This window comes from Bradyrhizobium sp. Kon69 (assembly GCF_055807515.1).
On record NZ_JBVVOS010000012.1, the window covers coordinates 63,326 to 81,492 of the forward strand.

The 18,167-nt window shown below is 64.7% G+C and carries 19 protein-coding genes; 9 read left to right on the top strand and 10 right to left on the bottom strand.

Annotated elements, in window-relative coordinates:
• Window positions 1-104: 104 nt before the first annotated feature.
• The 4 genes from AC0L3U_RS17595 to AC0L3U_RS17610 all read right to left on the bottom strand — a co-directional run bounded on the left by AC0L3U_RS17595 (window position 105) and on the right by AC0L3U_RS17610 (window position 2,680).
• Window positions 105-1,040: a transporter substrate-binding domain-containing protein gene (locus tag AC0L3U_RS17595; protein ID WP_473362555.1), complete on the bottom strand. Its 936-nt coding sequence runs from the start codon at window positions 1,038-1,040 to the stop codon at window positions 105-107.
• A gap of 91 nt (window positions 1,041-1,131) precedes the next feature.
• Complete coding sequence (locus tag AC0L3U_RS17600; protein ID WP_247283115.1) at window positions 1,132-1,722, bottom strand: SCO family protein; 591 nt, start codon at window positions 1,720-1,722, stop codon at window positions 1,132-1,134.
• 25 nt (window positions 1,723-1,747) lie between these two features.
• Window positions 1,748-1,942 (bottom strand): hypothetical protein, encoded by a 195-nt coding sequence (locus AC0L3U_RS17605; protein ID WP_027570000.1) that lies wholly within the window; start codon window positions 1,940-1,942, stop codon window positions 1,748-1,750.
• A 267-nt stretch (window positions 1,943-2,209) separates the two neighbouring features.
• On the bottom strand, window positions 2,210-2,680 hold the full coding sequence (locus tag AC0L3U_RS17610) for a Clp protease/crotonase-like domain-containing protein (RefSeq protein ID WP_027569999.1): 471 nt from the start codon (window positions 2,678-2,680) through the stop codon (window positions 2,210-2,212).
• Window positions 2,681-2,973: 293 nt separating this feature from the next.
• On the opposite strand from AC0L3U_RS17610, the gene AC0L3U_RS17615 reads away from it, so the two are divergent.
• The 4 genes from AC0L3U_RS17615 (at window position 2,974) to AC0L3U_RS17630 (ending at window position 6,475) form a co-directional block, all read left to right on the top strand.
• The gene (locus AC0L3U_RS17615; RefSeq protein WP_473362654.1) at window positions 2,974-4,632 is read left to right on the top strand and encodes an FAD-binding dehydrogenase; all 1,659 of its coding nucleotides are present in this window, start codon (window positions 2,974-2,976) and stop codon (window positions 4,630-4,632) included.
• A gap of 2 nt (window positions 4,633-4,634) precedes the next feature.
• On the top strand, window positions 4,635-5,552 hold the full coding sequence (locus tag AC0L3U_RS17620) for an extracellular catalytic domain type 1 short-chain-length polyhydroxyalkanoate depolymerase (RefSeq protein ID WP_473362556.1): 918 nt from the start codon (window positions 4,635-4,637) through the stop codon (window positions 5,550-5,552).
• 97 nt (window positions 5,553-5,649) lie between these two features.
• Window positions 5,650-6,000, top strand: a complete 351-nt coding sequence (locus AC0L3U_RS17625; protein WP_007599359.1) for a RidA family protein — start codon at window positions 5,650-5,652, stop codon at window positions 5,998-6,000.
• A gap of 109 nt (window positions 6,001-6,109) precedes the next feature.
• The gene (locus AC0L3U_RS17630) at window positions 6,110-6,475 is read left to right on the top strand and encodes a nuclear transport factor 2 family protein (protein WP_063994233.1); all 366 of its coding nucleotides are present in this window, start codon (window positions 6,110-6,112) and stop codon (window positions 6,473-6,475) included.
• A gap of 72 nt (window positions 6,476-6,547) precedes the next feature.
• Here AC0L3U_RS17630 and AC0L3U_RS17635 read toward each other — a convergent pair whose 3' ends face one another.
• Entirely contained in the window at window positions 6,548-7,468 is a 921-nt protein-coding gene (locus tag AC0L3U_RS17635) for an amino acid ABC transporter substrate-binding protein (RefSeq protein ID WP_473362557.1), read from the bottom strand.
• Window positions 7,469-7,480: 12 nt separating this feature from the next.
• Entirely contained in the window at window positions 7,481-8,776 is a 1,296-nt protein-coding gene (locus AC0L3U_RS17640; protein ID WP_473362558.1) for a dicarboxylate/amino acid:cation symporter, read from the bottom strand.
• A 207-nt stretch (window positions 8,777-8,983) separates the two neighbouring features.
• On the opposite strand from AC0L3U_RS17640, the gene AC0L3U_RS17645 reads away from it, so the two are divergent.
• The 4 genes from AC0L3U_RS17645 (at window position 8,984) to AC0L3U_RS17660 (ending at window position 14,004) form a co-directional block, all read left to right on the top strand.
• Entirely contained in the window at window positions 8,984-9,985 is a 1,002-nt protein-coding gene (locus AC0L3U_RS17645; protein ID WP_473362559.1) for an NADP-dependent oxidoreductase, read from the top strand.
• A 152-nt stretch (window positions 9,986-10,137) separates the two neighbouring features.
• A complete protein-coding gene (locus tag AC0L3U_RS17650; RefSeq protein ID WP_473362560.1) occupies window positions 10,138-10,986 on the top strand; it encodes a hypothetical protein in 849 nt (282 codons plus the stop codon).
• A gap of 268 nt (window positions 10,987-11,254) precedes the next feature.
• Entirely contained in the window at window positions 11,255-12,394 is a 1,140-nt protein-coding gene (locus AC0L3U_RS17655) for an FAD-dependent monooxygenase (protein WP_473362561.1), read from the top strand.
• Window positions 12,391-14,004, top strand: a complete 1,614-nt coding sequence (locus AC0L3U_RS17660; protein WP_473362562.1) for a benzoate-CoA ligase family protein — start codon at window positions 12,391-12,393, stop codon at window positions 14,002-14,004. The genes AC0L3U_RS17655 and AC0L3U_RS17660 overlap by 4 nt, the downstream gene beginning before the upstream one ends.
• Before the next feature lie 157 nt (window positions 14,005-14,161).
• On the opposite strand, the gene AC0L3U_RS17665 is transcribed toward AC0L3U_RS17660, so the two are convergent.
• Both AC0L3U_RS17665 and maiA read right to left on the bottom strand, forming a co-directional pair.
• Window positions 14,162-14,674: a MarR family winged helix-turn-helix transcriptional regulator gene (locus AC0L3U_RS17665; protein ID WP_473362563.1), complete on the bottom strand. Its 513-nt coding sequence runs from the start codon at window positions 14,672-14,674 to the stop codon at window positions 14,162-14,164.
• The gene (maiA, locus tag AC0L3U_RS17670; protein WP_473362564.1) at window positions 14,664-15,296 is read right to left on the bottom strand and encodes a maleylacetoacetate isomerase; all 633 of its coding nucleotides are present in this window, start codon (window positions 15,294-15,296) and stop codon (window positions 14,664-14,666) included. The genes AC0L3U_RS17665 and maiA overlap by 11 nt, the downstream gene beginning before the upstream one ends.
• Window positions 15,297-15,386: 90 nt before the next feature.
• Between maiA and gtdA the strand changes: the two genes are divergently transcribed.
• Window positions 15,387-16,427 carry a gentisate 1,2-dioxygenase gene (gene gtdA / locus AC0L3U_RS17675; protein WP_473362565.1) on the top strand — a complete coding sequence of 347 codons (1,041 nt, stop codon included), beginning with the start codon at window positions 15,387-15,389 and terminating at the stop codon, window positions 16,425-16,427.
• A gap of 111 nt (window positions 16,428-16,538) precedes the next feature.
• On the opposite strand, the gene AC0L3U_RS17680 is transcribed toward gtdA, so the two are convergent.
• Both AC0L3U_RS17680 and AC0L3U_RS17685 read right to left on the bottom strand, forming a co-directional pair.
• Window positions 16,539-17,363 (bottom strand): ABC transporter permease, encoded by an 825-nt coding sequence (locus tag AC0L3U_RS17680; RefSeq protein WP_473362566.1) that lies wholly within the window; start codon window positions 17,361-17,363, stop codon window positions 16,539-16,541.
• Window positions 17,356-18,129, bottom strand: coding sequence for an ABC transporter ATP-binding protein (locus tag AC0L3U_RS17685; protein ID WP_473362567.1), 774 nt, complete (start codon window positions 18,127-18,129; stop codon window positions 17,356-17,358). The genes AC0L3U_RS17680 and AC0L3U_RS17685 overlap by 8 nt, the downstream gene beginning before the upstream one ends.
• Window positions 18,130-18,167: the final 38 nt, after the last annotated feature.

Genomic DNA, 18,167 nt, shown 5'->3' on the forward strand with positions numbered 1-18,167 from the left:
GTCATTGCGAGCGAAGCGAAGTAATCCAGACTGCCACTGCGGAAACAGCCTGGATTGCTTCGTCGAAAGGGCTCCTTGCAATGACGGCAGAGCAGGCAGCGAAACTAGAACGGGCTCACCGAGAAATACCGCAGCCACAGATCCGTGTAGCGGCCCTTTTCCCAGACGCGGAACATCGCCCAGTTCAGGGCCTGGCGCAGCACGTCGTTGCCCTTGCGCACGGCGATGCCGATGCCTTCGCCGAAGAAACGGCTTTCGACGAAGGGACCGCCGGAGAAGGCGCAGCAATCGCCGGAATCGGTGCCGTTGATCCAGAACGCGAGCGCGATGGCGTCGCCGAAGATGAAATCGACCTCGCCCTTGCGCAAGGCGCCGCGCATGGCGTCGTCGTTGGGATAGGGGTGCAGCTCGGCGTCGGTGAACATCGCTTTGAGATAGGCTTCATGCGCGGAGCCGGCGATGACGCCGACTTTCTTGCCCTCGAGATATTCGGGCCGGATCTCCGGCATCACCGCGTCCTTGCGCGAAGCGAAGCGCGCCGGCACGCGGTAATAGGGGTCGGTGAAGTCGACCCGGGCGCGCAGCTGCGGGCTCACCGCCATTGAGGCGATGATGGCGTCGCCGCGGTTGGAGGCGAGCGCATCGACCAGCGTCTCGAAGCGGCGCATCTGCACCGTGCAGGTGACCTTGATCTCCTCGCACAGGCTGCGTGCGAAATCGACGTTGAAGCCGGCCGGATTGCCGTCGGCGCCGGTATAGTTGAACGGCGGATAGTCAGTCTCGGTCAGGAAACGGATCACGGTCAGGCGCGACAAATCCGGCCGCTCCGGCCGCCGCCGCGGGTCCCAGAAGCCCGGCACCGCCTGCGGGGCGGCTTGCGGCGCGACCTGGGGTGAGGCTTGCGGCGCCGTTGGGGGCTGCTTGGCCGGGGCCTGCGCCTGCGCGCGTGGCGCAGCAGCGAGCAGGCAGACGCCGACGACCAGCCCGGTCAGCAAGCCACGGGCGGATTTGGACGATTTCGCCTGTTGCGATGGGGCCATCGGCTGAAAATGAACGATTTTCGTTGGGATCGGAGGGCCTTATAGCCCATCCGGCCGGGAACGCGAGCGCGTATTGCGGCCAATAGGGAGCCTACAGATACCGCTTCAAGTCCACCGCGGCTTCTTCCGGCGTGCGCTTCAGGTTGAATGGCGAGACGAAGCGGCCGTCGCGGTCCATCAGATAGATCAGCGCGGTGTGGTCCATGGTGTAGTCGCCGTCCTTGGTCGGGACCTTCTTGGCGTAGACCCGATAGGAGGTGATCACCTTGGCGGTTTCGGCAGGATCGCCGCTCAGCCCCTCGAGGTGCGGATCGAAGCTCGACAGATAGTCCTTCATCGCCGCCGGCGTGTCGCGCTCGGGATCGACCGAGATGAAGACCGCATTGACCTTGTCGGCGTCCTTGCCCAACGCGCGCAGCACTTCCGAGATCTCGAACAACGAGGTCGGGCAGACGTCGGGGCAATGGGTGTAGCCGAAGAAGATCAGGGTCGGCTTGCCCTTGAGGTTCTTGTCGGTGACGGCCTTGCCGTTCTGGTCGGTGAGCTGGAACGGGCCACCGATCGCGGCCGGCTGCGCCACCTTGCTGACCCCGCCCATGGCCCAGAATACGATCAGCAGCCCGAGGATGAGGCTTGCGGCGAAGGCTGTCGCGATCACCAGGGGACGGGCGGCGGAGCTCATGGGCGGAAAACTTCCTGTCGCGGGATCAGAAGCAGGCGGCGAAACCGGTCCTGATCATTTCGAAGAACACCTGGCTGCCGTAGTGGAACCAGAGCGCGAGCACGCCGAGCACGACCAGGCCGCCGACGCCAGCACCCGCCAACAGCAGCACGAACGGCATCCGGCCGGCAGTGGGCGAATTGTCCGATACAGGATGGGCGGGGTGCAGTGGTTGAGCCATGACAACGATCGGGGTGAAGGGTTCCCTTGGCTCTCAAATAGGCGTTGGGGCGGGGCCGGGCAAGCGCGGTAGGCGGCCGGAGATCAATTGGTGCGGAGGATCTCCGTCATGCCCGGGCTTGTCCCGCCTGCGCGGCCGAAGCCGCTCCGGCGAGGCGAAGACCCGGGCATCCACGTACTTCTCGCTCGGGCCAAAAACGTGGATGGCCGGGACAAGCCCGGCCATGACGAAGGATAGAGATCAGCTCTGAAAACGACCGACTGCGGCCTACCGCGGCGACGGCTTATTGGCCGAGGCCTGCGCGTCGAGGTAGCAGGGCTTGTACATGGCCTGGAGCTGCCTGCCCTTCAGGAAGAGCATGTGCGGGGTGAGGCCGCCGCGCTGATTGATCCAGCGTTTCACCTGCGAGGGATACATCGCATAGAGCATCTGGGTCGCTTCGGTATTGGTGACCGCGCGACCGTTGCTGCCGAAATCCCACGCGGCGTGGAAGCCCAGTGTCGCGTGCGACGTCACGCAGATGCGGTCAGGCGGGATGGCGCCGAGGACGATGGTGCAGGCAGAGGCGCAGAGACCGTCGATGATGACGGTGTCGCCCGACTGCCGCAGGTCCTGGTATTTGTCGACGTAGGTTCCGATCCGGCCACCGCGGTCATCCGCGATCCGAACCACCGCGTGAGAAGCGCCCATGCTCGCGATCAGGAGAACCGCCGCAAGCAACCCCGTCAGAAACTTCATTGGCCCCCGCCCCAGTCGAATTCGAATCTGTGTGTCAGGTGGTGATGCCCTGCTAGGGTCCGTCGTAACCGCGGTTTTGTCTAGGCATGCCGGCTCGCTCAAAACAAATTCAAATCCAGTGTTGCGCCGGCGCTGCACTCAGCCGGTCTTTTTCCCGAAGTGGAACAAGTTAACGATGTCTTGCGCGCCGTCCTCTTGATCTCAGTTGCAACCGCCGGCTTCAATCCGGGCAACTACAGGGGGGAACCTGTGGAGGGGGAAACACATGAAGGGGGAAACATATGGCCGAACAGATGACTGAAGAGACTGACGTCATCGTTGTCGGCGCAGGACTGTCGGGCCTCGTGGCCGCAACCGAGATCGCGGACGCCGGCAAGCGCGTGATCGTGGTCGACCAGGAGGGCGAGCAGTCGCTCGGCGGCCAGGCGTTCTGGTCGTTCGGCGGATTGTTCCTGGTCGATTCGCCGGAGCAGCGACGACTCGGCATCAAGGATTCCTTCGACCTTGCGATGCAGGACTGGCTTGGCACCGCCGGCTTCGACCGTGACGAGGATTTCTGGCCACGGCAATGGGCCGAGGCTTATGTGGCGTTCGCGGCCGGCGAGAAGCGCGCGTGGCTGCGTGCGATGGGACATCGCATCTTCCCCGTGGTCGGATGGGCCGAGCGCGGCGGCTATGACGCAATGGGCCACGGCAATTCGGTGCCGCGCTTTCATGTCACCTGGGGCACCGGGCCCGGCATCATCGAGCCGTTCGAGCGCCGTGCGCGCGAGGCCGTCAGGAGCGGCCGGCTGAGCTTTCGGTTCCGCCATCGCGTCGACGCGCTCTCGATCACCAACGGTACGGTGGATGGCGTCAGCGGTGCCATTCTCGCCCCGGATAATGTCGAGCGCGGCAAGAGCTCATCGCGCAAAATCGTCGGCGAGTTCGCGTTGAAGGCCCAAGCCGTGATCGTGGCGTCCGGCGGCATTGGCGGCAATCACGAGCTGGTGCGGCAGAACTGGCCGAAGCGGCTCGGCGCGCCGCCGAAATTCATGATCTCCGGCGTGCCCGAGCATGTCGACGGCCGCATGATCGGCATCACCGAGAAAGCAGGCGCGCGCCTGATCAACCGCGACCGCATGTGGCATTATGTCGAAGGCATCCAGAACTGGTCACCGATCTGGCCGCGCCACGGCATCCGCATCCTGCCCGGCCCCTCCTCGATGTGGTTCGACGCCACCGGCACGCGCCTGCCGGCGCCGTTGTTTCCCGGCTCCGACACGCTCGGCCAGCTCCAATACATCATGTCCACCGGCTACGATTATTCCTGGTTCATCCTGACCCAGAGCATCATCAAGAAGGAGTTTGCGCTGTCGGGCTCGGAGCAGAACCCCGACCTCACCGGCAAGAGCTGGCGCATGACGATCAAGCGCGCCACCAACAAGGGCGCACCGGCGCCCGTGGAAGCGTTCAAAAGCCATGGTGTCGACTTCATCGTGCGCGACAAGATCGAGGACCTCGTTGCGGCCATGAACAAGCTGGCCGGCAGCGACCTCCTCAAGCTCGAGCACATCAGGATGCAGATCGAGGCGCGCGACCGTGAGATCGCCAATCCTTACGTCAAGGATGCGCAGGTGATGAACATCCACAATGCGCGGCGCTATATCGGCGACAGGCTGATCCGCACCGCCTCCCCGCACCGCATCCTCGATCCCGCGCAAGGGCCGCTGATCGCGGTCAAGCTCAACATCCTCACGCGCAAGACGCTGGGCGGTTTCGAGACCGACCTCTCTTCGCGCGTGTTCGGCGAGGAGGGCAGCGTCATCCCTGGTCTGTATGCAGCGGGCGAGGCCGCCGGCTTCGGTGGCGGCGGCGTGCACGGCTATCGTTCGCTGGAAGGCACGTTCCTCGGCGGCTGCCTGTTCTCGGGCCGCAATGCGGGCCGCGCCGCGGCGAAGGCCGTGGGCTAGACATGCGGTGGCGGCTGCGCATCGCGGCGTTTGTTGCGGCATTGGCCGCCGCCTCGGCTGCGTCCGCCGATACGATCGACGTCGACGGCGTGAAGCGGTCCTACACTGTGCAATTGCCGGCGAAGCGGCTCGTGCCGCTCGTCGTCGTGCTGCATGGCAAGACCCAGCGCGGCGCCGACATGATGACGCGGACGGCGTGGCCGCAGGTCGCAAAGCGCGAAGGGTTTGCGGTGGTCTTTCCCGATGGCCTCAACCACGCCTGGGCCGATGCGAGGACCAAGGCGGGACCGGCGCTCCGTGGCCCGCCCGCGGGCACCGACGACGTCGCCTTCATCGCAAAGCTCGTCGAGAAGCTGGTGGCGAACGGCACCGCCGACCCTCGCCGCGTCTATGTCACCGGCATCTCCAATGGCGGCGCCATGGCAATGACGCTGGTCTGCGCCCGCGCCGATCTGTTTGCTGCCGCCGCGAGCGTGAGCATGAACCTCACCGATGAGGCCGCAGTCACGTGCCATCCGTCGCGGCCGCTACCGATGCTGCTGATGAACGGCACGGCCGATCCGCTGGTCCCCTACGAGGGCGGCCGCGGATCGAGCTATTATGCCGCAGACGGATTCTGGTCCACCGACGAGACGCTTGCGTTCTGGCGCAAGCTCAACGGCTGCGAGACCGACAATTCCGACATAACCGATTTGCCCGACAGGGCGCCCGCAGACCAGTCCACGGTGACACGGATCTCCTCGCGCTGTCCTGGAGGGCACGACGTCGTGCTTTATCGCATCAATCAAGGCGGTCACCGCATGCCCGGATTTTCTCCGGATGCGCGTTTCCCGAAGGTCGCCGCCAGCTTGCTGGGATCGCAGAACGGCGACATCGACGCCGCCGAGACGATCTGGACGTTCTTCGGCCAGTTTCCTTGAAGCGCGACGCATGCGTCCCCGGCAACGCATGCTTGCCTGGGGTGGCACAGGGCAGGCCGCTGCGCTAGACAGGGCCGCCATTCAAAGGAGACTCCCAATGAGCATTCAGCGTCTTGAAACCGGCCCGCGCATGAGCCAGGTCGTCGTGCACGGCAACACCGTCTATCTCGCCGGTGTCGTCGCCAACAACGCCGCCGGCGAAAGCGTGACGAAGCAGACCCAGGACATCCTGGCGACCATCGACAGCCATCTCGCCAAAGCGGGCACCGACAAGTCGAAGCTGCTCTCGGCCACGATCTACATCACCGACATGAAGACGTTTGGCGAGATGAACGCGGTGTGGGACGCCTGGGTCTCGCCCGGCAACACGCCGGCGCGCGCCACCGTCGAAGCCAAGCTCGCGGCAGCACAATACACCGTCGAGATCATGGTCACTGCGGCGAAGTAACCGCGGAAAATTTACGCGCGCTGATGACCTCAGAGGTAATCGATCAGCGCGCGTGAACCTTCGATAGTCAGGTCAGCCGAACGACACGGCGCCATCGAAGGAGACTACAATGACCGACCCCATCACCATCGCCCGCCGCTACATCGATCTCTGGAACGAACGTGCAGCCGGCCGCCGGCGCGAACTGCTGAGCCAGAACTGGACGGCGGATGCGAGCTATGTCGATCCCCTGATGAAGGGCGACGGCCATGACGGCGTCGATGCGCTGATCGCAGGCGTGCAGCAGCGCTTTCCCGATTTCAAGTTCAAGCTGATCGGCGAGCCCAACGGCTACGGCGACCATGTCCGCTTCAGTTGGGGCCTTGGTCCCGAGGGCATCGACAGCCCGATCAAGGGGACGGATTTCGCCGTGCTGAAGGACGGCCGTATCAGGAGCATCACGGGATTTCTGGACCAGGTGCCCGCAGGCGCGTGAGCACGCGCTGATCGTTGCCAGGCCCTCTCCCTTGTAAAGGGAAAGGGCGCAGCGGCGCTCGTCGCACAGGCACTAGTTATTCGCGCTCGCAGAATCGTCCATCGCCTTGAAGGCTTCCTCCAGCTGCAGCGAGATCGGCACGTTCAGCCGTTCGCCGGTCGGAAGCCTTGCGGTGAACCATTTGTTGTAGAGCGGAACGAGGTCGTGGTTGGAGCCGAGCTTGCGGAAGGTGCGATCGACCACGGCCGTCAGTTGCGGCTCGCCCTTGCGGAACATGATGCCGTAGGGGTCGTAGGACAGGTAATCGCCGGTGACGCGGAACTTGTCCTGAGCCTTGTGGCGCACGATCAGGCTGGACAGCAGGATGTCGTCGGTCGCAAACGCATCGGCTTTGCCGTCGACGAGCATCTGGTACGACTGTTCGTGATCAGCACCGACAACGATGGTCAGTCCCAACGAGGACTTCTTGTCGGCCGCCTGGATCGCCTGCTCGTTGGTGGTGCCCTTCGTCACCACGATGGTCTTGCCCTTCAGATCAGCCACTGACTGGACGCTGGACGCCTTCGGCACCATCAGTTTGGTGCCGGCAACGAACATCAGCGGCGAGAAGGCGACGCGCTTGGCGCGCTCGGCATTGGCCGTGGTCGAGCCGCATTCCAGGTCGATCTTGTTCTGGAGCACGGCGTCGATGCGGTCATCCGAGGTGACCTTGACGTAAGCGATCTTGAGATTGGGATCGTCGACCTCGACGCCGATCTCCTCGACGATGGCCTCGCAAAGCTCGAGGCTGTAGCCGATCGGCCGGTTGGCCTGATCGAGGAAGGAGAACGGCGGCGAGCTCTCGCGATAGCCGAGCCGCACGGTGTGCGCGGTCTTGATCGCTGACAGCGTCGGGCTAAGCCCTTCGCTGCCACCGGTCTGGGCGGAGGCACCCGTGGCCAGCTGGCACGCTGCCAAAAACAAGCCGCCCGATATCGCCATTGAAAGGCGCATGATGCACTCCGATCAATGGCCGGCCATCGCAGGCACTTCGCCGGGGATCATGTCCCCCGGCACGGCATCGCCCGCTCCAAGCTCGTGCTCGGGCCCGAGCTCGCCTTCCCACTTGGCCACGACCGAGGTCGCGAGCGTGTTGCCGATCACGTTGGTGGCGCTGCGGCCCATGTCGAGGAAGGTGTCGATGCCCATGATCATCAACAGCCCGGCCTCGGGGATGCCGAACTGCGACAGCGTCGAGGCGATGACCACGAGGGAGGCGCGCGGCACGCCGGCGACGCCCTTCGAGGTGATCATCAGCGTTGCCAGCATGGCGAGCTGGGTGCCGAGCGGCATGTCGATGTGGTAGCTCTGCGCGATGAAGACGCTCGCGAAGGTGCAGTACATCATCGTGCCGTCGAGATTGAAGGAATAGCCGAGCGGCAGCACGAAGCTCGAGATCCGCGACGAGGCGCCGAACTTGTTCAGCCCCTCCAGGGTTTTCGGATAGGCCGCTTCGGAACTCGCGGTGGAGAACGCGATCATCAGCGGCTCGCGGATCAGCTTCAGCAGATGGGCGTAGCGCGGCCCGATCACGATGAAGCCCACGACCACCAGGATGCCCCACAGCAGCGCGAGCGAGAGATAGAAGCCGCCCATGAAGACGATGAGCTTCCAGAGCACCAGCAGGCCGTTCTTGGCAACCGTCGCGGTGATGGCGGCCCAGACCGCGAACGGCGCGAACAGCATCACATAGCCCGTCACCTTGAGCATGATGTGGCCGATGTCGTCGATCAGCGCCAGGATCGGCTTGGAGCGCTCGGGCATCGAGCCCATCGCCACCGAGAAGAACACGGCAAAGATCACGATCTGCAGGATCTCGTTCTGCGCCATCGCATCCGCGATAGAGGTCGGGATCAGATGGGTCAGGAATTTTTCGATCGAGAAGGCGGAAACCGGCAGGCCGGTCGACTGCGCCTTGTCAGGCAACGTACCGGGGAAGTTCGCGCCGGGCTGGAGCAGATTGACCATCACGAGGCCGAGCATCAGCGAGACGAAAGAGGCGCTGACGAACCAGCCCATGGTCTTGGCGAAGATGCGGCCAAGCTTGGAGCCCGAACCCATATGAGCAATGCCGCCGACCAGGGTCGCAAACACCAGCGGCGCGATGATCATCTTGATCAGGCGCAGGAAAATCACGGCGATCAGGTTGATGGACGAGGCCCAGTCGCCCCGTGTGTCGGGCAGGAAATTGTAGATCGCCGCGCCCATGATGATGCCCAGCACCATCGCCACCAGAATAAATTGCGTAAACCTGTTCGACATTGAACACCCCCGCTACACCGACCGCTTCATGATGTCGCAGATATGACGATGACGCAACACGCTTGGCGTGCGATCGCCGGAGCGGATGTTCCCGTTGCGCAACTGGCGCCCGCGATCTAGCTTCATGCAGCGCACAACGAATGCGGCTTGCACGTTTTTCTTGCGGCAGCTGCATCAATAATCGTCAGACGACCGAGGGGAAACATCATGAGCGGCAGCGTCAATCGTCAGATTCTTCTGGTGGAAAAGCCCAGCGGCAAGCTCGGCCCCGAGCACTTCAAGCTGGTCGAAGGTGCAGTACCCGAGCCGAAGGACGGCGAGGCCTTGCTGCGCGTGCGATACATCTCGCTCGACGCCGCCAACCGCGCCTGGATGCACGGCGCGACCTATCGCTCAGCAGTCGAAGCCAACAGCGTGATGGCCGGCGGCGCCATCGCCGAGGTCGTCAGCTCAAAGGCGCCGGGGCTAGCGCCGGGCGACCTCGTGTTCGGCGACACCGGCTGGCAGGAGTTGGCGGCAGTCCCTGCCAAGCATCTCACCAAGATGCCGAAGCTCGAGCCGATGACGCATCTGCTGAGCGTGTTCGGCATTGCCGGCCTCACGGCCTATTTCGGCCTGCTGGAGATCGGCAAGCCCAAGGAGGGCGAGACCGTCGTGGTCTCCGCGGCCGCAGGCTCGGTCGGCTCGATCGTCGGGCAGATCGCGAAGATCAAGGGATGCCGCGTGGTCGGCATCGCCGGCGGCGCCGACAAGTGCAGCTGGCTGACCTCCGAGCTCGGCTTCGATGCCGCCGTCGACTACAAGGACGGCGCGGTGTTCAAGGCGTTACGCGCGGCGGCTCCGAAGGGCATCGACGTCTATTTCGACAATGTCGGCGGCGACATTCTCGAAGCCTGCCTGCCGCAGATGAACAATTACGGCCGCATCGCCTGCTGCGGCGCGATCTCGCAATATGACGGCGCGCCCTCGGCACACGGCCCGCGCGGCGTGCCCGGCCTGATCGTGGTGAAGCGGCTCGTCATGCAGGGCTTCATCGTGATGGACTACATGAAAGAGAGCCAGCGTGCGCTCGCCGACCTCCAGGCCTGGGTCACATCCGGCAAGCTGAAGGTGCAGGAGGACATCATCGACGGCCTCGAGAACACGCCGAAGGCACTGATCGGATTGCTGGCGGGCGACAACCGCGGCAAGCGGATGGTCAAGCTCTGACGACGTAGTTAGGTCGCAATTGCAAAGCCAATATCTACTTGCGGTAGAGGTCGCGGCGGCCAATGATGCCGCGCGCGGCATCACCCGCGACGATTGTTTGCATCACATTTGAAAAATTGTCGGCGTTACCGACAGGGCGGGAATTCACTCAGATGTTCAACATGTTGAAACATGCGTCGGCACGCGGGACGTTGCTGGCGGCGGCTCTCTTCGCAACTGCAGCAGGCGCGTTCGCACAAGCACCGACCGAGGCGCAGAAGAGCGCGATCCGCTCCGCATGCCGCTCGGATTTCATGGCGCACTGCGCGAGCGTCACGCCGGGCGGTGTGGAAGCGTATCAATGTTTGCAGAAGAACATGTCGGGCCTGTCATCGGGATGCCAAACCGCGGTTCGCGCGGTCGAGCCTGCTGCGGCGCCGAAGACCGAAGCTGCACCGAAGACCGAGGCTGCACCCAAAGAGGCTCCACCCAAGGCGGAGGCCGCGCCTGCCGCACCGAAGGCTGAATCCGCTCCCGCCGCAAAGCCCGCTGCCGCTGCCGCGCCCAAGGCCGCTGCAGCCAAACAGCCAAGCAGCGCTCAGGTCGCTGCCGTCAAGAGCGCGTGTCGCGCCGATTATCCCAAGGTGTGCGCCAGCGTCCCGCCGGGCGGCGCGCCCGCACTCGAATGCCTGGAGAAGAACAAGGCAAAGGTTTCGCCGGCCTGCGAGAAGGCCGTGACCGCCGCGGCCGGGGGCGGTGGCGCGGCAGCAACGGCAGCACCTGCGGGCGCGGCTCCTGCGGCGGCAGCAGCACCGGCGGCCGCGCCCGCCGTGATCGTGCTGCGCCCGCTGCGGCCACGCGAAGAGCTGTTCATCGTCCAGTCCGCATGTCGCGAGGATGTCCGCACGCTGTGCGGCAGCGTGGCGCCAGGTGGCGGTCGGATCATCCAATGCGTTGCCAGCAACGCCGCGTCGTTGTCGCCCGCCTGCAAGGACGTGCTGGCGCCGTTCGCTGCACGCTAGAGAGGCGTGCGATCCGGTGGTCCGCTGTACCAGGCTGCTGGTGGACGGGGTTTACGTGAAGCGCTGCGTCTGACGGGGCGGATGGCCAAGCCGGCGCGGTTTGGCTATGCTTCGCGAGGTCACTGCTTCGGACGCGCGCCAAACGCGCGTCCGGACATGAGCTTCGGCGTGCCGCGCGCTTCGCCGATAATTCCGCTGGCGCGGGAAGCCGGAGCACATTAGTCTACCCCTAGATAGTAAGTATACTGTCAATCAGGGAGGACAGACGTTGCGGATCGCCGTGATTGGCGGGGGGCCCGGTGGGCTCTACTTCGCCTATCTCTGGAAGAAGCGTCACCCCGAGGATCAGGTCGAGCTGTTCGAACAGAACCCGGCCGACGCGACCTGGGGCTTTGGCGTCGTGTTCTCGGACCAGGCCCTGGAATTCCTGCGTGCCGACGACCCCGAGACGGTCGACGCGATCGCGCCGCACATGGAGAGCTGGGAGAACATCACGCTGAACCTGAGCGGCGACAGCGTCGCCATCGACGGTGTCGGCTTCTCCTCGATCGGCCGGCTCGAGCTCTTGCGATTCCTGCAGCAGCGCGCGCTCGATGCCGGCGTCACCCCGCGCTTCGATACGCCGATTCATGCGATTGACCAGCTCAACGGGCACGATCTGATCGTCGCCGCCGACGGGCTGAACTCGCTGGTACGCCGCGCCTTCGAGGGCGATTTCGGCACCTCGCTGTCCTACTCCTCCAACAAGTTCGTCTGGTACGGCACCTCGAAGCGCTTCGACACGCTGTCGCAGACCTTCGTCAAAACCGACCGCGGCGCCTTCAACGCCCACCACTACCGCTACTCGCCGACCATGAGCACGTTCCTGGTCGAATGCGATCACGCGACCTGGCAGGCCTACGGTTTCGCCTACAAGGACGTGGAGCAGTCCAAGGGTGTCTGCGAGGAGGTGTTCGCCGACACGCTCGGCGGCCGCTCGCTGGTCTCCAACAAATCAGTCTGGCGCAACTTCCCCTGGGTCTGGAACGAGCACTGGTCGTTCAAGAACATGGTGCTGCTCGGTGACGCCCTGCACTCGGCGCATTTCTCGATCGGATCGGGCACGCGGCTCGCGATCGAGGACGCCATTGCGCTGGTCAAGGCGCTGGAATCGGATGCCCATCTCTCGACCGCCCTGCATCGCTACCAGGCCGCACGAAAGCCGGTGGTGCAGAAGCTCGTCAACGCCGCGCGGACCAGCGCTTTCTGGTACGAGCACTTTGCTCAGCACATGCAGCAGGGCCTGATGGACTTTGCCTACAGCTACATCACCCGCTCCGGCCGCATCGATGACTCCCGCCTGCGCGCGATGTCGCCGGCCTTCATGGCGCGCTACGAAGCCGCCAAGAACGGTGGGGACGAGGCATGAGCAACGAGATTCGTGACCAGGTGCCCGCGGACGGCGCGGGTGCCCGCGAGATCGGCTTCGCCATTCCGCAGGCCTACAATGCCAGCCGCGTGCTGTTCGACAATCTCGCGAAAGGATGCGGCGACAAGCTCGCGCTCATCGGCCCCGCGGGTACGCGCACCTACGCGGAACTCTGCTCAGAGGCTTGCCGCTGGGGCAACGGCCTTGCCTCGCTGGGCCTGGCGCGCGGCGATCGCGTGCTGCTGTTCCTCGATGATACCCCGGCCTATCCGGCCGCGTTCTTCGGCGCGGTGCGCGCCGGCTTCGTGCCGCTGCTGATCAATACGCTGACGCCGCCGGATCTGCTGCAATTCTATCTCGCCGATTCCGGCGCGGCTGTTGCGGTGGCGGATGCCGAGTTCTGTGCACGGTTCAACACTGAGGCCTGCAAGGACACGAGCCTGCGCACGCTAATCGTCGTCAATGGCGCGGTGGGCGATCACGCAGCACCGAACGCCGTCTCTGCCGCCGGCTGGCTCCCGCAATTCTCGGCCGAACTCGCGGAAGCCGATACGCATCGCAACGAGATGGCGTTCTGGATGTACTCGTCCGGATCGACTGGCCGGCCCAAAGGCATCGTGCATCTCCAGCACGACATGGCCTATAGCGAAGTCGCCTTTGCGCAGAACGTCTTGAAGCTGACGCCGGACGACATCTGCTTCTCGGTGCCGAAAATCTTCTTCGCCTATGGCTTTGGCAACGCGATCACCTTCCCGTTCTCGGCGGGCGCGACGACGCTGCTGTTGCCGGGCCAGCCGAAGCCCGCGGCGATCTTCGCGGCGATCGAGCAGTACAAGCCGACGGTCTTCTTCGGCCTGCCGACGCTTTATACGTCGCTGACCAGGGCCGAGGGTGCCGACCAGACCGACTTCTCGTCGCTGCGCATGGCGCTCTCAGCCGCAGAGGTGCTCTCGGCCGACGTCTTCAACGGCTGGAAGACGCTCACCGGTCTCGAGATCGTCGAAGGCCTCGGCTCGACCGAGGTGCTGCACATCTATCTCTCCAATCGCCCCGAGCGGAAGAAGCTCGGCGCCGCCGGCTTGCGTGTGCCCGGCTACGAGGTCGCGCTGCGCGACAAGGACGGCCGCGATGTCGCCGACGACGCGGAAGGCATCTTGTGGGTGCGCGGCGATTCCAACACGCCGCTGTACTGGAACCGGCCGGACAAATCCGTCGAGACCATCCGCGAAGGCGGCTGGATCTACACCGGCGACCGCTTCGTCCGCGATGCCGACGGCTTTCACTTCTTCCGCGGCCGCGCCGACGACCTCATCAAGATCTCCGGCCAGTGGGTCTACCCGCTCGAGGTCGAGCTGTGCCTCGCCGACCATCCGGACATCCGCGAATGCGCAGTGTTCGCTGCCGAGCTGCCGGATCGGCGCATGACGCTGAAGGCAGTCGTGGTGATGAACAGCCGCGCGGCGGATCAGAGCGAGACGACCCGCAGGCTGCAGGATTACGTGAAAGGCAAGCTGCTTCCCTACAAATATCCGCGTGAGGTGATCTTCATCGACGAGCTGCCGAAGACGGGGACAGGGAAGATCGACCGGCAGGCGCTGTTGCGGATGTGAGCCACACTCTCGCTGTCGTCCCGGCGAAGGCCGGGACCCATACGCCGAGTGGGAGTTATTGGCGCGAGCTGGTCACCACCTAACTTCGCCAAACCAAACTCGGTGGTTATGGGTCCCGGCCTTCGCCGGGACGACGGCGGTATTTGACGCCCGCCCCTCACCCCGTCTTCCCCAGATGCTCCAGCGCGTCCTCCGCCCGGAGCGGCACCCGCGATGCCTCGTTGTTGAGATCGACGAGCTGCACCAGGAGCCCCATCAACGCCTTGCGGTCCGCAGGCTTGAGCGGCTCGAGCATCCGCATCTGGGCGCGTTCGACGGCGGGAATGATGTCGCGCAGGATCGCCGCGCCTGATTTGGTCAAATAGAGCAGCTTGATCCGCTTGTCTTCCGGCGCCGGCCTGCGCTCGACGAAATCCTTGGCCTGAAGCCGCTCGATCACGCTGCCGAGCGTGGAGCGGTCGAAGGCGATCACCGCGGACAGCCGCGTCGCGTCGATGCCGGGATGGGTGTGGATCGCGATCAGCGCTGCGTATTGCACCGGCGTGAGGTCGAACGCCTTGCACTCCTCCATGAAGATCGAGACCGCGATCTGCTGCATGCGCCGGAACAGATAGCCCGGCGCGGTATAGACCGCATCTATCGTGATTGGAGGGGCGGGCTTACTCGGCATCGGGCTGCTTCTCCGGCGCGGCGTTGACGAACGCCGGCAGCGCCTTGGCCGCAGCTTCCGCTTTAAGCAGGCGCGGATAGGCGGAAACCTCGACGCCGAACCGGCGGGCATTGGCGAGCTGCGGCACGAGGCAGAGATCGGCGAGCGTCGGTGCTTCCCCGAAGCAGAACGGGCCTGACTCGTTTCTGATCAGCGTCTCGCAGGCCGCGAGCCCCTCGCGGTTGACCCAGGCCGCCCAGTCCTGAACCTTCTCCTCGGCAAGGCCGAGCTCGCGTAGCCGCGCCAGCACTTTCAGATTCTGCACGGGGTGAGTGTCGCAGGCGATCGCCAACGCGAACGCCCTCACCTTGGCGCGCTGCAACGCATCCTGCGGCAGCAGCGGCGGGTTGGGATGGGTTTCGTCGAGCCATTCGATGATGGCGAGCGATTGGGTCAGCACTGCGCCCGCATCGTTCTCCAGCGCGGGCACCAGGCCCTGCGGATTGATGGCGAGATAGGCGGGCGCGCATTGCTCGCCCTTGCGAAGATGATGCGGCAGGTGCTCGGCACCGAGACCCTTGAGATTTAGCGCGATCCTTACCCGGTAGGCGGCGCTGGAGCGGAAATAGCCGTGCAGCTTCATCGGAAACCTCCCGTTTCGTTCTTGTTCGCACATTGACGCTACCTAGATCGTAAGTATACTGTCAATCAACAAAACGACGGGAGCCGCACCATGGAAGCCGTGACCAAGACGCCGGAACGCGAGGCGTTCTACAAGAAGATCGACGGCGAGAATCTCACCGCGCTCTGGACCGTCATGAGCGATTTGATCACGCCGGAGCCGAAGAGCGCCTGCCGGCCGCATCTGTGGAAGTTCGACATCATCCGCGACTACATGACTGAAGCCGGCAGGCTGATCACGGCGAAAGAAGCCGAGCGGCGCGTGCTGGTGCTGGAAAATCCCGGCCTGCGCGGGCAGTCGAAGATCACCACGTCGCTCTATGCCGGCGTGCAGATGGTGGTGCCCGGCGACGTCGCGCCCGCCCACCGGCACAGCCAATCGGCGCTGCGCTTCGTGCTCGAAGGCAAGGGCGCCCACACCGCGGTCGACGGCGAGCGCACCGCGATGGAGCAAGGCGACTTCATCATCACGCCGTCGATGACCTGGCACGATCATTCCAACGAGACCGACCAGCCGATGTTCTGGCTCGACGGTCTCGACATTCCGCTGGTGCAGTTCTTCGACTGCTCCTTCGCGGAAGGCTCCAACGAGGACCAGCAGAAGATTACGAGGCCCGCCGGCGACAGCTTCGCGCGCTACGGCCACAATCTGCTGCCGGTCGACGTGAAGCGGAGCTCGAAGACCTCGCCGATCTTCAGCTATCCCTATGCCTACACGCGCGAAGCACTGGAGAAAGCCCGCACGAGTCAGGAGTGGGACGCCTGTCACGGGCTGAAGCTGAAATTCAGCAACCCCGAGACCGGCGACTTCGCGATGCCGACCATCGGCACCTTCATCCAGTTGCTGCCCAAGGGCTTCAAGACCGCGCGCTATCGTGCGACGGACGCAACGGTGTTCTGTCCGATCGAAGGCCACGGCCGTACCCGCATCGGGGAAGCGACCTTCGAATGGGGCCCGCGCGATTTGTTCGTGGTGCCGAGCTGGCAATGGGTCACGCACGAGGCGGACATGGATGCGGTGCTGTTCAGCTTCTCGGATCGGCCCGTGCAGCAGAAGCTGGATTTGTTCCGGGAAGATCGGGGGAATGCGTGAATGTCGTAGGGTGGATTAGCCGAAGGCGTAATCCACCATCGGTTTCTCCACGTCGACACAAGGTGGTGGGTTACGCTTCGCTAACCCACCCTACGGCAGCAGCGACTATGGCTAACGCCAGTGCAGCAGCCGTGTCTCCAGCCAGTTGATCACCCTTCCCACGATCAACCCAAACACCGACAGGATCACCACGCCCGCGAGCAGCTGATCCGTCTGCATCAAATTGCCGGCCTGCAGCACGAACGCGCCGATGCCGTATTGCGCGCCGATCATCTCGGCGCTGACGACGAGCAGCAGCGCCACCGACGACGTGATGCGGAAGCCGGCGAGGATCGCGGGCAGCGCGCCCGGCCAGACCACTTTGCGCACGATGGTGGCGAACGGCACGTTGAAGCTTTGCGCCATGCGGATCAGATTGCGCGGCACCGCGTCGACACCGCTATAGACCGAGATCGCGGTCGAGAAGAACACCCCGAGCGCAATGGTCGCGATCTTGGGCTCTTCACCGATGCCGAGCCAGAGGATCAACAGCGGCAGCAGCGCGATCTTCGGGATCGGGAACAGCGCGGAGATGAAGGTGATGCCGACGCTGCGCGCCAGCCGCGACAGGCCGATGGCAAAGCCGACCGCGACACCGGCCGCCGTGCCGAGCAGCCAGCCGACACCGATGCGCAGGAGCGACGCGGAAAGGTGCTGCCACAGTGCGCCTGAGATCGCGAGCTGGTAGATCGCCCGCGCGATCGCCGATGGTGGCGGCAGGAACAGCGGATTGACCAGGCCGGTGCTGCCCGCCGCCTGCCAGATCGCAATGACCAGCGCGAGCGCGATCCAGCCGCCGAAGCGGCTGCTCGCCGGCACGAAGCCGGCGCCGCGAAAGCGGACGCGCCGGACCGCTTCATCCTTCGCAGATGGTCCCACTGGCGCGCGATCAAGCATGCTGGACCTCGCGCTCGGCATCGATCGCCTCGTTGCGGATCAGCGACCAGATCTGGTTCTGAAGCGCGAGCAGCTTTTCACGGGCTGCAATGTCACCGCGCTCCGTGCGCGTCATCGGCACGCTCACGACCTCGCGAATGCGGCCAGGACGCCGCGACAGCACCACGATGCGGTCGGCAAGCCGCGCCGCCTCTTCGAGATTATGCGTGACATAGACCGCGCCCATGCCGCCATCGGCGAGCAGCCGGACGAAATCCTCCATCAGCAGTTCGCGGGTCTGCGAATCCAGCGCCGAGAGCGGCTCGTCCATGAGCAGGATGGCGGGACGTACCGCAAGCGCGCGCGAAATGCCGACGCGCTGGCGCATGCCGCCGGACAGCTGCTTTGGATAGGTTTTACGAAAATCGGTCAGGCCGGTGCGGCGCAAGGCGTCGTCGACCAGCGCGCGGCGCTGCACGGCCGAGAGCTGGGTGTGCAGCAGCGGGAATTCGACGTTCTCCTCCACATTGGCCCAGGGCAACAGCGCAAAGTCCTGGAACACGAAGGTGAGCGGATTGAGACTGTCCGCCGGCGGCGATCCACGCAGCTCGGGCGCGCCGGAGGTCGGCAGCAACAGCCCGCCGAGGATCGACAGCAGCGTGCTCTTGCCGCAGCCCGAGGGCCCCACGATCGCCACCACCTCGCCCGCGCTGACGGTGAACGAGACGTCGTCGAGCACGGCGAGTTCGCCGAAGCGATGGGTGATGTGGTTGGCGATCAGGTCCATGTCATGGCCTCAGTGTCGTCCCGGCGAACGCCGGGACC

Excerpts from the sequence above, each read along its gene's own strand:
- AC0L3U_RS17595 (WP_473362555.1), bottom strand. The coding sequence starts at position 1,040 with ATGGCCCCATCGCAACAGGCGAAATCGTCCAAATCCGCCCGTGGCTTG.
- AC0L3U_RS17600 (WP_247283115.1), bottom strand. The coding sequence starts at position 1,722 with ATGAGCTCCGCCGCCCGTCCCCTGGTGATCGCGACAGCCTTCGCCGCA.
- AC0L3U_RS17605 (WP_027570000.1), bottom strand. The coding sequence starts at position 1,942 with ATGGCTCAACCACTGCACCCCGCCCATCCTGTATCGGACAATTCGCCC.
- AC0L3U_RS17610 (WP_027569999.1), bottom strand. The coding sequence starts at position 2,680 with ATGAAGTTTCTGACGGGGTTGCTTGCGGCGGTTCTCCTGATCGCGAGC.
- AC0L3U_RS17615 (WP_473362654.1), top strand. The coding sequence starts at position 2,974 with ATGACTGAAGAGACTGACGTCATCGTTGTCGGCGCAGGACTGTCGGGC.
- AC0L3U_RS17620 (WP_473362556.1), top strand. The coding sequence starts at position 4,635 with ATGCGGTGGCGGCTGCGCATCGCGGCGTTTGTTGCGGCATTGGCCGCC.
- AC0L3U_RS17625 (WP_007599359.1), top strand. The coding sequence starts at position 5,650 with ATGAGCATTCAGCGTCTTGAAACCGGCCCGCGCATGAGCCAGGTCGTC.
- AC0L3U_RS17630 (WP_063994233.1), top strand. The coding sequence starts at position 6,110 with ATGACCGACCCCATCACCATCGCCCGCCGCTACATCGATCTCTGGAAC.
- AC0L3U_RS17635 (WP_473362557.1), bottom strand. The coding sequence starts at position 7,468 with ATGCGCCTTTCAATGGCGATATCGGGCGGCTTGTTTTTGGCAGCGTGC.
- AC0L3U_RS17640 (WP_473362558.1), bottom strand. The coding sequence starts at position 8,776 with ATGTCGAACAGGTTTACGCAATTTATTCTGGTGGCGATGGTGCTGGGC.
- AC0L3U_RS17645 (WP_473362559.1), top strand. The coding sequence starts at position 8,984 with ATGAGCGGCAGCGTCAATCGTCAGATTCTTCTGGTGGAAAAGCCCAGC.
- AC0L3U_RS17650 (WP_473362560.1), top strand. The coding sequence starts at position 10,138 with ATGTTCAACATGTTGAAACATGCGTCGGCACGCGGGACGTTGCTGGCG.
- AC0L3U_RS17660 (WP_473362562.1), top strand. The coding sequence starts at position 12,391 with ATGAGCAACGAGATTCGTGACCAGGTGCCCGCGGACGGCGCGGGTGCC.
- AC0L3U_RS17665 (WP_473362563.1), bottom strand. The coding sequence starts at position 14,674 with ATGCCGAGTAAGCCCGCCCCTCCAATCACGATAGATGCGGTCTATACC.
- maiA (WP_473362564.1), bottom strand. The coding sequence starts at position 15,296 with ATGAAGCTGCACGGCTATTTCCGCTCCAGCGCCGCCTACCGGGTAAGG.
- gtdA (WP_473362565.1), top strand. The coding sequence starts at position 15,387 with ATGGAAGCCGTGACCAAGACGCCGGAACGCGAGGCGTTCTACAAGAAG.
- AC0L3U_RS17680 (WP_473362566.1), bottom strand. The coding sequence starts at position 17,363 with ATGCTTGATCGCGCGCCAGTGGGACCATCTGCGAAGGATGAAGCGGTC.
- AC0L3U_RS17685 (WP_473362567.1), bottom strand. The coding sequence starts at position 18,129 with ATGGACCTGATCGCCAACCACATCACCCATCGCTTCGGCGAACTCGCC.